Source organism: Streptomyces sp. NPDC026246 (assembly GCF_055567995.1).
On sequence record NZ_JBVHPJ010000001.1, the window covers coordinates 167,192 to 180,951 of the forward strand.

The window sequence follows — 13,760 nt, forward strand, 5'->3', positions numbered from 1 at the left end:
GGCGGCCGGGTGGCGTGCGCCGGGCGGCGGGGGTCGGTGCCATGTCCGATTCCCGCCAGCGGGCGGCCGGGCGGCGGCGGAGACTGGACGGGTGACGGATCAGAGGACGGACGAGGACACCAGGTACGCGGCCGTGCGCAGCCGCGACGCGCGGTTCGACGGCGTGTTCTTCTTCGCCGTCGAGACGACCGGCATCTACTGCCGGCCGAGCTGCCCGGCCGTCACGCCGAAGCAGGCGAACGTGCGGTTCTTCGCCACGGCCGCCGCCGCGCAGGGCTCCGGTTTCCGGGCCTGCCGGCGCTGCCGCCCGGACGCCGTGCCCGGCTCCGCCGAATGGAACGTACGCGCGGACGTCGTGGCCCGGGCCGTGCGGCTGATCGCGGACGGCGTGGTGGACCGGGAGGGCGTCACCGGACTCGCCGCACGCCTCGGCTACAGCCCACGGCAGGTGCAGCGCCAGCTCACCGCCGAACTCGGCGCCGGTCCCGTCGCCCTCGCCCGGGCCCAGCGGGCCCACACCGCACGCCTCCTGGTGCAGACGACCGGACTGCCGATCACCGAGATCGCGTTCGCCGCCGGCTTCTCCAGCGTGCGCCAATTCAACGACACGATCCGGGCCGTGTACGCCACGACCCCGAGCGAGCTGCGCGCCGCTGCTCCGCGCGGCGGTCACGGCCGGAGCGCCGCCACCCCCGACGCCGGCATCCCCCTGCGCCTCGCGTACCGCGGCCCGTACCAGTCCGGCCCCGTCTTCGACCTGCTGCACCGCGAGGCCGTGCCCGGCATCGAGGAGATCGGCGGGCCGCCCGGCGCCCGCACCTACCGGCGCACCCTCCGCCTTCCGTACGGCACCGGCATCGTCGCCGTGGCCGAACGCACCGGTGCCGCCCGGCCCACCTCCGGCGCCCACCCGGGCGGCTGGCTCGACGCCCGGCTGCACCTCACCGACCTCCGCGACCTGACCACCGCCGTCCAGCGGCTGCGGCGGCTGTTCGACCTGGACGCCGACCCCTACGCCGTCGACGGCCGCCTCGGCGCCGACCCGCGGCTCGCACCCCTGGTCGCCGCCCGGCCCGGCCTGCGGTCCCCGGGCGCGGCCGACCCCGAGGAACTCGCGGTGCGCGCACTGGTCGGGCGCGCGGAGGCGGAACGGCTGGTCCGCCGATATGGCAAGGCCCTCGACGCCCCCTGCGGCAGCCTCACCCACCTCTTCCCCGAACCCTCGGTCCTCGCCGGGGCCGAACCCGGCGGTACCCTCGGCGCCCTCACCGCCGCCCTCGCCGACCACGCCGTACGCCTCGACCCGGGCGCCGACCGGGACGCCGCGCAGGACGCCCTGCGGGCCGTGCCCGGACTGGACGCCCGTACCCTCGCCGAGATCCGCGCCCGCGCCCTCGGCGACCCGGACGCCGCCCCGCCCGGGCTCGACGTCCCCGACACCTGGCGCCCCTGGCGCTCGTACGCCCTGAACCACCTGCGCGCAGCAGGGGAGTGGGAGACCCGATGAACCCTCCGGCCTACTGGACGAGCATGGCGAGCCCGCTCGGGCCGCTGCTCCTGACCGCCGCCCCCTCCGGCGAGCTGACCTCGCTGTCGGTGCCCGGGCAGAAAGGTGGCCGGGAGGTGCGCGACGACTGGCGTCGTGACGCCGGGCCCTTCCGCGAGGCGGAGGAGCAGCTCGCGGCCTACTTCGCCGGCGAGCTGAAGGAGTTCCGCTTGCCTCTGCGCACCGAGGGCTCACCGTTCCGGGAGCAGGTCTGGGCCGCGCTCGACGGCATCCCCTACGGCGCGACCGTGACCTACGGGGAGATCGCCGCGCGCATCGGGGCGCCCCGGGCGGCGGTCCGGGCCGTGGGCGGGGCTATCGGGGCCAACCCGCTGCTCGTCGTGCGGCCCTGCCACCGGGTGATCGGGGCGGGCGGCGCGCTGACCGGGTACGCGGGTGGCCTGGACCGCAAGGTGCGGCTGCTGACGCACGAGGGAGTCCTCGCAGCCTGACCGGCCTTCTCGGCGGCGGACCGGTTCAGCCCCAGACCACCGCGCCCACCCAGGCCGCGGCGATGAGCTGGCAGGTGAACAGCTCGGCCAGGACGGCGGAACCGCCCGAGCGCAGCACCGTGCGCAGGGCGGCGACCGCGTCGCTGTGACGGCCGAGCCTGCGGCGCTCGAAGAGGTAGATCCCGGCGAGGAAGCCGGGGATCGCGCCCAGGACCGGGACGAGGACGAAACCGAGGAGGGAGCCGGTGCCGGCGTAGGCCAGCATGCGGCGGGTGGTGCCGTCGGAGCGCAGCCTGCGGGGCGGCAACGTCCAGCGCACCGCCTGGGAGAGCAGGAGCAGGCCCGTCGCCCCCACCAGGACCCACCAGGCGACCGGCTGCGGGTCCTTCAGCGCCCACCACAGGACCGCGGCCCACACCAGCCACGAGCCGGGCATGGCGGGCAGCAGCACGCCGCACAGTCCGAGCAGGATGACCAGCCCGACCAGCAGGAGGTCCCACACTCCCATCTGACCAGACTGCCGGAAGCCGGGAGAACGCGCAGGTCAGAAGCGTGACCGTGGGCCACACCCGCAGGTCAGCCGCCCGGACGGCCCCGGCGCCCCGGATCGCACGGCTGTTCCAAGGTTCACCCGAGGTGTCGATCACCGCCGGGTGGCGGGCCGGTTTTTTCCACAAGCCCCGTTTTCATCCGGCTCGTGCGGTGACAATCGGGGGCATGAGCCAGCAGGGGGGAAGGCCCACCGGTCACGAGGACGACTGGTGGAGGCAGTTGTACGAGGACTCCGCCGACGACACGGGCCCGGCACCGGCCCCCGATTCCCTGGACGACCGCTTCGCCTCGGCGGCGGGGACGGTGACCGGGCGGCCCGTCGTACCGTCGCCCCGGGCGGGCGCCGACGACCTGCCGGCTCCGCCGCCGCGCGCCCCGTGGGAGCCACCGCCGTCCCGTCCGCCCGGCCCGGTCACCTTCCCGGCGGCGGGACAGCCGCAGGGCCTCACCGCACAGCGCCCCGGGACCCCCGAGGACGAACACCCCTGGTCCGGGCGACCGACACCGGAGCACAGCCCGAGCCCCCGCGCACCCGCACCGGAGTCCGGAGGCGACCCCGCGCCGGGACGTACGCCAGGAGCCGATCCGGCATCCGCGCCGGGGCATACGCCCGGATCCGATCCAGCACCCGCACCTGCGCCGGGGCCCAGTCCGGGCCCTGCGCCCGGACCGGGGCCCGCGCCTGGGCCCGCATCCGGACCGACCTACGAACCAGGGCCCGCGCCCGGACCCGCCTCCGGACCCGAACCCGGACCCGAGCCCCCACCGGGAACGGGACCCGCACAGGGAGCGGGACCCGCACAGGGAGCGGGACCCGCACCTGCAGCCCCGGTATCCGCGACGCCCCCCGAGCAACCCCCCGCGGTCGCTCCTCCCCGCCCGGGGATGCCGGCGGTCCCGCCGCCCCCGGTCTCGCCCCCGGCCTGGCCGGGAGAGCCCGGCCGCGCGGTGGCCGGGGCGGACGTGTCCTCCGCCCCGCCCCCGCCGGTCGTTCCACCGTCGGTGCAGCCGGAGCGGCCGGGTCCCGGCAACCCGGCGGAGCCCCACCGCGTGGTCGGGACCGTCTCCGTGCCGCCGCTTCCCGCCGGGCCGCCGCCGGAACCGGCCGTGGAGCAGCCCGCGTCCCGGATCGAGCGGCCCGCCGGGGAACCCGGGCCCCGGGGCCATGTCGGCTCCCGGCCGCCCACCTACGACGCCGAACCCACCGCCCTGCCCGCCGCCGACCCGGACGACCTCGGCGACCTCGTCGCGGACACGGTGCTCGACGGCGCCCGGTACGGGTCCTGCACCCTGCGGGCCGTGTCCGTACGGGGCGACTCGGCCCGGTACCGGGGTGAGCCGCGGCGCGACTCGCTGCTCACCGCGCGCTTCGGCACGGGCGAACGGGCGCTGCTGCTGGTGGCGATGGCGACCGGGGCCCGCGCCACGCCGGGCGCGCACCGGGCCGCCGCCGAGGCGTGTCACTGGATCGGCCGTGCCGTGGGGCGCAGCCACGCACGCCTGGTGGAGGACATCAGGGGCGGCCGCCGAGGCGACCTCAAGTCCGGGCTGCACCGCCTCACCGACCGCAGTCTCGGCAGACTCCGCGCCAGCGCGAGCGAACAGGGCGTCACCCCGCAGGAGTACGGGGCCAGCCTGCGCTGCCTGCTGCTGCCCGCCGACCCGGGATGCCGCATCCGCGTGTTCTTCGGCGTCGGCCCGGGCGGGCTGTTCCGGCTGCGCGAGGGGGAGTGGCAGGACATGGAGCCCCGGGTGACGGACGCCCGGGGCGAGGCGGTCCTCGGCTTCGGATCGCCGCCCTCCGAGACCCCCGAGGGCGACCGGCTCACCATGGATTTCGGCATTCCCACCCCGCCGAGCCCCTACGAACCGGCCTCGGAACCGCCCCGCGAGCCCTTCCGCTTCCGCACCTCCGTCGCCCGCCCGGGTGACACGCTCCTGATGTGCAGCGGCGGTCTCGCCGACCCGCTGCGGGGCGAACCCGAACTGGGCGAGTACCTCGCCGAGCGGTGGTCCCTCCCGGACCCGCCCGGCCTGGCCGCGTTCCTCGCCGACTCGCAGGTCCGGGTCAAGGGTTACGCGGACGACCGTACGGCCGCGGCGGTGTGGGAGGCGTGAGCGCGCGGCCTGTGAGGTGATGGAACCCGGAGGGATCCCGGCAGACCGAAGGGGCAGACGAGAACCATGGCCAAACAGAACGTCGCGGAACAGTTCGTCGACATCCTCACCCGCGCCGGGGTGAAGCGCCTCTACGGGGTCGTCGGCGACAGCCTCAACCCCGTGGTCGACGCCGTCCGCCGCAACTCCGCCATCGACTGGATCCACGTACGGCACGAGGAGACCGCCGCCTTCGCCGCCAGTGCCGAGGCCCAGATCACCGGCTCGCTCGCCGCGTGCGCCGGTTCCTGCGGTCCCGGCAACCTCCACCTCATCAACGGCCTCTACGACGCCCACCGCTCGATGGCCCCGGTCCTCGCCCTGGCCTCGCACATCCCCTCCAGCGAGATCGGCCTCGGCTACTTCCAGGAGACCCACCCCGACCGGCTGTTCACCGAGTGCAGCCACTACAGCGAGATGATCTCCAGCCCGCAGCAGATGCCGCGGCTGCTGCAGACCGCCATCCAGAACGCCGTCGGACGCAGCGGCGTCAGCGTCGTCACCCTGCCCGGGGACATCGCCGACCGGCCCGCCCCGGAACAGGCCGCCGAGACGGCCCTCGTCACCTCCCGGCCCAGCGTGCGCCCCGGTGACGCCGAGATCGACCGGCTGGTCGAGATGATCGACGAGGCCGGCAAGGTCACCCTGTTCTGCGGCAGCGGCACGGCCGGAGCGCACGCGGAGGTCATGGAGTTCGCCGGGAAGATCAAGGCCCCGGTCGGGCACGCCCTGCGCGGCAAGGAGTGGATCCAGTACGACAACCCCTTCGACGTCGGCATGAGCGGACTGCTCGGGTACGGCGCCGCGTACGAGGCCACCCACGAGTGCGATCTGCTGATCCTGCTCGGCACCGACTTCCCCTACAACGCGTTCCTCCCCGACGACGTGAAGATCGTCCAGGTGGACGTGCGGCCCGAGCACCTCGGCCGCCGCTCGAAGCTGGACCTGGCGGTGTGGGGCGACGTACGGGAGACGCTGCGCTGCCTCGTCCCGCGGGTGAAGGAGAAGAAGAACCGCCGTTTCCTGGACCGGATGCTCAAGAAGCACGCCGACGCGCTGGAGGGGGTGGTGAAGGCCTACACCCGCAACGTCGAGAAGCACACGCCGATCCACCCCGAGTACGTGGCGGCCGTGCTCGACGAAGTCGCCGCCGACGACGCCGTGTTCACCGTCGACACCGGCATGTGCAACGTCTGGGCCGCCCGGTACATCTCACCCAACGGCCGCCGCCGCGTCATCGGCTCCTTCTCGCACGGCTCGATGGCCAACGCCCTGCCCATGGCGATCGGCGCGCAGTTCACCGACCGCAAGCGGCAGGTCGTGTCGATGTCCGGTGACGGCGGCTTCTCCATGCTGATGGGCGACTTCCTCACGCTGGTGCAGTACGACCTCCCGGTGAAGGTCGTCCTCTTCAACAACTCCTCCCTCGGCATGGTCGAGTTGGAGATGCTGGTCGCCGGCCTGCCGTCCCACGGCACCGCCAACAAGAACCCGGACTTCGCGGCCGTCGCCCGGGCCTGCGGTGCCCACGGGGTGCGGGTCGAGAAGCCCAAGGACCTCCGGGGGGCCCTGAAGGACGCCTTCAAGCACAAGGGCCCGGCCCTCGTCGACGTCGTCACCGATCCCAACGCGCTGTCCATCCCGCCGAAGATCAAGGCCGAGATGGTGACCGGGTTCGCCCTGTCGGCCTCGAAGATCGTGCTGGACGGCGGCGTCGGCCGCATGCTGCAGATGGCCCGCTCCAACCTGCGCAACATGCCCCGGCCGTAGGGGGCCTGACCGTCGCTCGCGACGTTCCGCGGACTCTAGCCGTAGGGCGTCCACCGGCGGGACGAGGTGTCGTACAGATAGCGGGGCCGGCCCTCCAGGGCGCTGGTGCGGAAGGGCCGGCCCCGGTCGTCGATCCGGACCGTGCCCCTGCGGCCCTGCGAGGACCAGTCCAGCTCCAGGTACCACCGGCAGTCGCACGACCGGGTGCCCGCCGTTACCAGCAGCACCTCGGGCTCCCGCGCGGAGACCCGGTAGGGCATGCGCACCGCCGGTATGGGCCTCCCGGCGTCGCTCCCTGCGACCGCGCGGGCGAGAGGCCGGTCCTTGTCCAGGTCCACCTCGAAGTACCGCGGGGTGACGGCCCCGCCGCAGCCCTGGTCCATCGCGTAGGCGTTGCCCTCGACGGGTGCCGTGCGCCCCACCACGCGCACGCGCAGGTCCTCCAGCACGACGGCCGTGTCGGTCCGTCCCTGCACCGACAGCCGTACGAGCGTCTCGCCCGCGTGCACCGCGCCCTGGGTCGCGGCCCAGGTGCCCGCGTCCTGCGGTACGGGGGGCGGGGGAACCTGGGCCGGGGGCTTGGTGATCACGTAGTCGTGTCCGCAACCCAGCTTCCACGCCTGGGAGTCGGCGGACCAGGTGAGGGGTACGGCGGCGGACGTGCCGTTCCGCGGGGGAGCGGCGGACCGGGCGGACGGCGAAGGGCCGGCCGTGCCGTGCTTCCGCCCCTTCCTCCCGTCCTTCTCCGGGGCGGTGGAGGACGACGACGGGTCCGGGGTGGGCGAGTCGCTCGGCGCGGAGGAGCCGTGCCGTCCGGGCCGTCCGGTCGGGTCCGCCCCGGGATCGGCCGGGGCGACGGTACGGGCCGGGCCGTCGGCGGCGTCCCGCCGTCCGTCCGGCAGAGCGGCGAGACCTCCCAGGGCCGCCAGCAGCGCGCCGGCGGCGGCGAGGCCGGCCGCGAGACGCCTGTGGCGGTGCCAGGGGCGGCGGGGGCGTGCGGCGTGCGGGGCAGGGAGAGTCACCGGGTCCGCTTCGCCCGGGCCGTCCTCGCCTCGCGGAATTCCGTCCGTCCCGGCAGAGGCGTCCGCCGCGCGCACGCTCGACGGGGCGCCCGCCTCCTGGTACGCGCCCGCGCCCCGCGCCGCTTCGGCGTCCCGCACCGCGTGCGCGCCCTGCGGGGCGCCCCGGCCCGGCGCCGCGCGCCCCTCCTCGGCGGCGTCCCCCACCGCCGCCGGCTCCCCGGCCTCCGCCCTGCCCCCGTCCCGTGCGGACCCGTCACCCTCCGCCGCGCCCTGGATCCCCGTCGGCCCGTCACCCTCCGCCGCGCCCTGGATCCCCGTCGGCCGGTCACCCTCCGCCGCGTCCTGGATCCCTGTCGGCCTGTCACCCTCCGCCGCTTCCCCGGCCGCTGCGGCCGCGTCACCCTCCGCCGGGCCCTCACCGCTCTCGGCGCCCGAGTCGCCCGCCGCACCGGCGACGACGCCCGCCGCACCAGAGCCTCCCGCCGGACCCGCGCCCTCTCCGTCACCGGCAGCGACCGCCGAGCCTGCGCCCTGCCCCGCGCCCGCGCTTCCCGCCGCACCGGCGACGACGGCAGCCGCACCCGCGCCTCCCGCCGCAGACGCGCCCTGCCCCGCACCGGCGCCTCGCGGCGCACCGGCAACGCTCGCCGAGCCTGCGCCCTGCCCCGCATCCGCGCCACCCCGCCCCGCACCAGCGCCGTGCGCCGCACCGGAAACGCCCGCCACCCCCGGGCCGTCCACCGCACCGGCAGCGACGCTCGCCGCGCCCGCAGCGACGCCCGCCGCGCCCGCGGCGACGCCCGCCGCGCCCGTGCTCCCCGTCCCGTCCGTGCTCCCCGTCCTGTCCGTGCCCTCCACCGGTCCGCCCGCGGCCGCACCAGCCCCTGCCATGCCGCCGCCGCGTGGCCGTTGCCGTGCCGCCACCGCGACGAGCCAGCGGCGGTGCAGTTCCAGGCGTTCGTCGGCCGTGGCCCCGCACAGCGCCGCGAAGCGCTCCACGGGCGCGAAGTCCACCGGGACCGCGTCGCCGGCGCAATACCGGTGCAGCGTCGAGGTGTTCATGGCCAGGCGGCGGGCCAGCGCACCGTAGCTGCGGTCCGTGCGCTCCTTCAGGGCCCTCAGCAGCGCCGCGAACTCCCCGACGCCGTCCACGTCCTTGCGTGCCGACACCGTTCCCCCGTCCTCGTGGTCCGACCGGGCCCGGAACGGCATCCCAGGCACCCCCTGTACCTGCACGTCAGACGGGCTGGGATGGTTCCACCGTGCCGGATCGGGCGCGGGCTGTTGCATCCGCCCGGTGTGACCGCTGATGCTTCTGGTGCCGCACCGAGCAGGTCCTGGCCGACCGGCCGGCCTCGGGCGGCATCGACCATCCACGTACGCATTCACGGGGGGACACCCATGCCCAAGCACATCCGAGCGAGCGCGCTCACCGCACTCACCGTCGCGGCCCTCGCGGCGGGCACGGTCCTCACGGCACCGGCCGCCGGTGCCGCGACGCAGGCCGCCGCACCGAAGTTCCTGTCGGCGTCCCAGCTGCCGCCGCACCCGAGCTCCACCTGGACGGCCGGCCCTGTCACCGAAGGGTTCCCGGAGGGACTCGGCACCTGCGTCAGCACGGAGGGCGTGCCGTCCTACGACTACCGCTACCGCGAGTTCCGGACCGACCTGGACACCAGCGCCGTACAGCTGACCGTCGTGGCGGACACGGCCACCCTGGCCAAGGCCCTGGCGAAGCACTACGACGACCTGATCCGCACCTGCGCCGACCGCATCGAGCAGGCCTACCCCGACACCGAGGCCGGGAGCCGCTACTACGGCAAGCTGGCGGTCGAGGAGGGCGCCCAGGTGCGGGGCCTGCACACGGAGACCTCGTGGGGTGCCAACGACGTCTCGCTGATGTCGGTCGGACGTGACGGCAGGACCGTCACCGTCGTGCAGTGGGGTCAGATGGGCGACTTCGGCGACGCCCCGGTGAGCGCCTTCAAGAAGACGACGACCACCGCCGTCAACAAGCTCTACTGACCGGGCGGCCACCGGCACAAGGGCCGTCCTCCGCCACGGGGGTGAGGAGGACGGCCCCGCACCGGCCGTGCCCGGCGACGGAAACCGTCGTACTTCGGCCAACTTCCGGCGAGCCCCGCCCCCGCGAGCCGGTGCGCTCCTCCCGTCCCCGCGCACGCGTCCGGCGACAGCCGACACACGGCTCGTCGTCCGATCTCCGGCGGTCAGCAACCGTGCGGAGACCCTGACCGGCCACCCACTTGACCCGCTGCCCCCGGCCGGTGTACTGCCCGGCGGGCCGCCACCGGACCCGGATGCCCGTTCCGGTGGCCGAACACCCGGCCGTCGGCGAGCGGGCATGACTGGCGCGTGCCCGGTGGGGCATGGATCCCCGTGAACGTGTTCGACCAAGGGGGAACCGACATCGGCGCGCGGGCGGGGGCCATGGAGAGGCAGGCACGGGGAGGCGGTCCCACGGCGACGGGGGCCTTCTCGGTGGACACGACGGGGGACGGGGCGGAAGAGGTCGCGGAGCGCGAGCCCGAACCGCAACTGCGCCGCAGACTCGGGCGGGCGGACCTGCGGGCCGTCCCGGAGGCCCGCAGGGCCCTGCGGGAACTGCTCGGGCGGTGGGGCAGGCCACCCGGACGCTCCGACCTCCCCGACATCGCGGAACTGCTCACCAGCGAACTCGTCACCAACGCGATCGTGCACACCGACCACGACGCGGTCCTCACGGCCACCGTCGGACCCCGCGGACTGCGCGTGGAGGTACGGGACTTCGTGGCCCGCAGACCCCGGGTGCGCACCCCGGTCCCCGACGAGGGCACGGGCGGGCGCGGCCTGTTCCTGGTGGAGTCCCTCGCGGACGACTGGGGGGTACGGCCGCACGACGTGGGCAAGTCGGTCTGGTTCGAGCTCCAGGCCCGCGCGGCGTGAACGCCGAAGGGGGCGCGGTCCGCCAGAACCGCGCCCCCTTCCGGTGCCGCTGCGTCAGCCGAACTGCTGCTCCAGGTCCTTGAGCTTGCGCTCCAGGGAGTCCAGACGCGGCAGCGCCTGGGTGTCGTCCTCCGCGGTCAGGTCCACGGTCACCGGGTCAGCTCCCTGACGGACCGGCTGCAGGGAGGGACGCGAGCGGACGGGCAGGGGATCCGGCGCTATGGCAGGCTCCGCGGAGGCCTGCGAGGATGCGCGCTCCACCTGCACCTCCACCTGCCGGCCGCCACCGCGGCCGAAGTGCCCGCGGTTCCCGCGGCTGATCGCCTTCAGCTGCGCCCGCTCCACGCGCTGCTGGTCGCGCCGCCGCTGACGGGCCTCGTCCTTCTTGCGCTTGTCGTCACGGACCTCGTCCACCGCCTCGTCGAGGCTGCGCACGCCCTCCAGCAGCATCAGCGACCAGGCGCCGTACGTCTCCCGGGGAGCACGCAGCCAGCGCACGATGCGGATCTGCGGCAGCGGGCGCGGCACCAGGCCCTGCTCGCGCAGGGCGGCGCGGCGGGTCTGCTTCAGCGCCCGGTCGAAGAGCACCGCGGCGGACAGGGACATGCCGGCGAAGAAGTGCGGGGCACCCGCGTGGCCGACGCCCCGGGGCGCGTGCACCCAGTTGAACCAGGCCGCGGCGAAGGCGAACGTCCAGACCAGTATCCGGGAGCCGAGCGCGGCGTCACCGTGGCTGGCCTCGCGCACCGCCAGCACCGAGCAGAACATCGCCGCGCCGTCCAGGCCGAACGGGACGAGGTACTGCCAGCCGCCCGTCAGGCCGAGGTTCTGCTCGCCGAAGCCGACCAGGCCGTGGAAGGAGAGTGCGGCGGCGACGGCCGCGCAGCAGAACAGCAGGACGTAGGAAACGGTGCCGTAGATCGCTTCCTTGCGCCTGCGGCGCTCCTCGCTGCGCTCCCAGGAGTCGTCCGCGCTCGTGTCCTTGACCGAGGAGCGCTTGCCGCGCGCGAGCACCGCCACCGCCGCCAGCATGCCCAGCAGGAGCACGGCGCCGGGAAGCAGCCAGTTCAGCGATATGTCGGTCAGTCTCATTCGGGGGTCCCTTGCAGTGGGATAGGGCGTAACGCCCGCCATAGTGGCCCAATCCCGTCGGCCCTCAGGGGGTTTCGGGGCAAGAGGCCGCCAAGGAAGTGCAAGGGGATGCCCAGGGCGACGTTCTGCTCGAACTGCCGCTTGAGGGGCGGGAGTTGAGTTCGAACAAGACTACCCGTACGAGTGGTTCTCCGGAAAGTTCCCGCCACGCGCGGGGAGACGGTGATCCGCCTGGAGGCGTACGGGGGGCCGGTGTTGTGATGATCTTACGGGTCGCCGGGGGGTGATCACGCCCGACGCCGCGTCACCCTGCTGTGGCCAGCAGCTTGCCGACCCGGTCCGCCTCGCAGGTGCGGGGGCAGGTGGCGCAGGTGTCCTCGGGGCGCAGGGTGTAGAACATGCAGCAGCTCGCCCGCTCCCGGGTGCGCAGGGGCTCGCCGCCCGGCCCGGTCAGCTCCCGGAAGGCCGGTGTGCCGACGTACGGCTTGACCGCGCCCGGCAGCAGCAGTTCCAGCTCGCGCATCGCCCGCCGCTCCTCGATCTCGCCGAGCTGCTGCGCGATGTACCAGACGCCCTCGACGATCTCGTCCGTCGCCATGCCCCACAGGGCCCGGCCGCGGCGCCGCATCCGGGGCCCGAACCCGGCCAGGACCGGTTCCATGTGCGCGGCCACAGCCGACCGCACCTGCGCCCGCAGCGCCTCCTCGTCGGGCACGACGCGGGCCCCGGGCAGGACGGCCGCCTCGTCGCCGGGCAGGCAGGCGAAGCCTGCGGGGCGGACGGCCAGGTGCCCGAGGGGGTGTCCCGCGGCGGTCCGGTCGTACGAGACGTGCGTCACGGGGTAGTACGGGACCCTGCGCTGCAGGAACCAGGGGACGGTGATCAGCAGGCAGGCGGGCCAGGCGTAGCGGTGCAGACCGAAGCTCGCGACGACGTCGGGGCGGGCGCGCTGTCCGTAGTCCCGCTGGATCTGCTCCTCGTCCCAGGCCAGGAAGGCGTCGAGCGCGGGGCCGGCCGCCGCGAGGTCGGCTGCGGCGGCCCAGCCGGCGCCTCGCGGCAGCGCGTCCCCGGCAGCGAGTTCCGTGACGGCGAGCCCCGGGAGGACCTCGGCCAGACGGGCGTAGGCGCCGGAGACGGCCGAGCGGGGCGCGGGCATGTGATCACCGATCCGTCTGGGTCGAACAGGCTTCCTGAAGGTAAGGCTTACCTTACCGAAGATCGCGGAAAAGGGAACCGTGCAGGGGGACCGCGGATGTGAACCGCCGGCCGATGCGCTTATGGTGCTTGACGGGCGAGTAGCAACCCGCCGTAATGACCCCAAGTACCGACACGTCACCGACACGTCCGGAGGAGGACCTTGTGAAGCAGGGCACGCAGGGCCCCGCCGGGACCGGACTGCCCCGCACGCGTCCGGCCGCCGCGGCCGGGGAGGCCCGGGTGCCGCGGCAGGCCGGGGCGGTGCGCGGTGAGCACACGCACAGTGAGCCGCCCGCCCCGGGTGCCGCGCGGGAGCGGCCGGTCGTGCAGCGGGCCTCGGTGCGCGGGCAGATCCTCGACGCGCTGCGCGCGGCGCTGGTGGCCGGGGACCTGCGGCCCGGCGAGGTGTACTCGGCGCCCGTGCTGGGGGAGCGGTTCGGGGTCTCCGCCACACCCGTGCGCGAGGCCATGCAGCAGCTGGCCCTGGAAGGCGCCGTGGAGGTCGTGCCCAACCGCGGCTTCCGGGTGGTCGAGCGCGGGGCGCGGGAGCTGGCGGAACTGGCGGAGGTGCGGGCGCTGATCGAGGTGCCGGTGCTGCTGCGCCTGGCACGCACCGTCCCCGCGGAGCGCTGGGCGGAGCTGCGTCCCCTCGCCGAGGCGACGGTCCGGGCGGCGTCCTCGGGCTGCCGGGCGACCTACGCGGAGTCCGACCGGGGCTTCCACCGGGCGGTGCTGTCCCTGGCCGGCAACCGCCAGCTCGTGCAGATCGCGGAGGACCTGCACCGCAGGGCGCAGTGGCCGCTGGTCGGGGGCGGGCCGGGTGTGCGCGGCCGGGCCGACCTGGTGGCGGACGCGCATGAGCACACGGCGCTGCTGGACGCGCTGATCGCCCGGGACCTGGAGGTCGTGCGGGCGCTGGCCGGGGAGCACTTCGCGGGGGCCGTGGGCGCGGGCTGAGCGGACATCCGCCGTACGCCGACACCCCCTGGCCCGCCCTCTCCTGCCGCAGGCCGGGGGCGGACGGGCCGG

At 75.1% G+C, this 13,760-nt stretch carries 10 protein-coding genes and 1 pseudogene; 7 read left to right on the plus strand and 4 right to left on the minus strand.

Annotation, left to right across the window (positions count from 1 at the left end; genetic code table 11):
- The first annotated feature begins 91 nt into the window (after window positions 1-91).
- The gene (locus tag ACZ4M5_RS00720) at window positions 92-1,507 is read left to right on the plus strand and encodes a DNA-3-methyladenine glycosylase 2 family protein (protein ID WP_467731607.1); all 1,416 of its coding nucleotides are present in this window, start codon (window positions 92-94) and stop codon (window positions 1,505-1,507) included.
- Window positions 1,504-1,998: a methylated-DNA--[protein]-cysteine S-methyltransferase gene (locus ACZ4M5_RS00725; RefSeq protein WP_467731609.1), complete on the plus strand. Its 495-nt coding sequence runs from the start codon at window positions 1,504-1,506 to the stop codon at window positions 1,996-1,998. Before ACZ4M5_RS00720 ends, ACZ4M5_RS00725 begins: the two co-directional genes overlap by 4 nt.
- Before the next feature lie 25 nt (window positions 1,999-2,023).
- Here the strand turns inward: ACZ4M5_RS00725 and ACZ4M5_RS00730 are convergent, their stop codons facing one another.
- Window positions 2,024-2,506 carry a DUF456 domain-containing protein gene (locus ACZ4M5_RS00730; RefSeq protein ID WP_467731611.1) on the minus strand — a complete coding sequence of 161 codons (483 nt, stop codon included), beginning with the start codon at window positions 2,504-2,506 and terminating at the stop codon, window positions 2,024-2,026.
- Between the two features lie 1,094 nt (window positions 2,507-3,600).
- Between ACZ4M5_RS00730 and ACZ4M5_RS00735 the strand changes: the two genes are divergently transcribed.
- Both ACZ4M5_RS00735 and ACZ4M5_RS00740 read left to right on the plus strand, forming a co-directional pair.
- Window positions 3,601-4,668 carry a protein phosphatase 2C domain-containing protein gene (locus tag ACZ4M5_RS00735; protein ID WP_467731613.1) on the plus strand — a complete coding sequence of 356 codons (1,068 nt, stop codon included), beginning with the start codon at window positions 3,601-3,603 and terminating at the stop codon, window positions 4,666-4,668.
- 66 nt (window positions 4,669-4,734) lie between these two features.
- Window positions 4,735-6,477, plus strand: coding sequence for a pyruvate dehydrogenase (locus ACZ4M5_RS00740; protein WP_467731615.1), 1,743 nt, complete (start codon window positions 4,735-4,737; stop codon window positions 6,475-6,477).
- Between the two features lie 1,915 nt (window positions 6,478-8,392).
- Here the strand turns inward: ACZ4M5_RS00740 and ACZ4M5_RS00745 are convergent.
- Window positions 8,393-8,711, minus strand: a pseudogene (locus ACZ4M5_RS00745) (helix-turn-helix domain-containing protein); the annotation flags it as partial.
- 189 nt (window positions 8,712-8,900) lie between these two features.
- Here ACZ4M5_RS00745 and ACZ4M5_RS00750 point away from each other — a divergent pair.
- Both ACZ4M5_RS00750 and ACZ4M5_RS00755 read left to right on the plus strand, forming a co-directional pair.
- Window positions 8,901-9,524, plus strand: a complete 624-nt coding sequence (locus tag ACZ4M5_RS00750) for a hypothetical protein (RefSeq protein WP_467731617.1) — start codon at window positions 8,901-8,903, stop codon at window positions 9,522-9,524.
- Window positions 9,525-9,947: 423 nt separating this feature from the next.
- The gene (locus ACZ4M5_RS00755; protein ID WP_467732814.1) at window positions 9,948-10,442 is read left to right on the plus strand and encodes an ATP-binding protein; all 495 of its coding nucleotides are present in this window, start codon (window positions 9,948-9,950) and stop codon (window positions 10,440-10,442) included.
- Between the two features lie 54 nt (window positions 10,443-10,496).
- Here the strand turns inward: ACZ4M5_RS00755 and ACZ4M5_RS00760 are convergent, their stop codons facing one another.
- Both ACZ4M5_RS00760 and ACZ4M5_RS00765 read right to left on the minus strand, forming a co-directional pair.
- Entirely contained in the window at window positions 10,497-11,534 is a 1,038-nt protein-coding gene (locus ACZ4M5_RS00760; protein WP_467731619.1) for a DUF2637 domain-containing protein, read from the minus strand.
- Between the two features lie 304 nt (window positions 11,535-11,838).
- Window positions 11,839-12,690 (minus strand): (2Fe-2S)-binding protein, encoded by an 852-nt coding sequence (locus ACZ4M5_RS00765; protein WP_467731621.1) that lies wholly within the window; start codon window positions 12,688-12,690, stop codon window positions 11,839-11,841.
- Between the two features lie 203 nt (window positions 12,691-12,893).
- Here ACZ4M5_RS00765 and ACZ4M5_RS00770 point away from each other — a divergent pair, with 203 nt between their 5' ends.
- A complete protein-coding gene (locus ACZ4M5_RS00770) occupies window positions 12,894-13,688 on the plus strand; it encodes a GntR family transcriptional regulator (protein ID WP_467731623.1) in 795 nt (264 codons plus the stop codon).
- Window positions 13,689-13,760 lie beyond the last annotated feature (72 nt).

Bases quoted from the DNA above. Each gene is read 5' to 3' on its own strand.
- ACZ4M5_RS00725 (WP_467731609.1), top strand. From the start codon at position 1,504: ATGAACCCTCCGGCCTACTGGACGAGCATGGCGAGCCCGCTCGGGCCG.
- ACZ4M5_RS00730 (WP_467731611.1), bottom strand. From the start codon at position 2,506: ATGGGAGTGTGGGACCTCCTGCTGGTCGGGCTGGTCATCCTGCTCGGA.
- ACZ4M5_RS00740 (WP_467731615.1), top strand. From the start codon at position 4,735: ATGGCCAAACAGAACGTCGCGGAACAGTTCGTCGACATCCTCACCCGC.
- ACZ4M5_RS00750 (WP_467731617.1), top strand. From the start codon at position 8,901: ATGCCCAAGCACATCCGAGCGAGCGCGCTCACCGCACTCACCGTCGCG.
- ACZ4M5_RS00755 (WP_467732814.1), top strand. From the start codon at position 9,948: ATGGAGAGGCAGGCACGGGGAGGCGGTCCCACGGCGACGGGGGCCTTC.
- ACZ4M5_RS00760 (WP_467731619.1), bottom strand. From the start codon at position 11,534: ATGAGACTGACCGACATATCGCTGAACTGGCTGCTTCCCGGCGCCGTG.
- ACZ4M5_RS00765 (WP_467731621.1), bottom strand. From the start codon at position 12,690: ATGCCCGCGCCCCGCTCGGCCGTCTCCGGCGCCTACGCCCGTCTGGCC.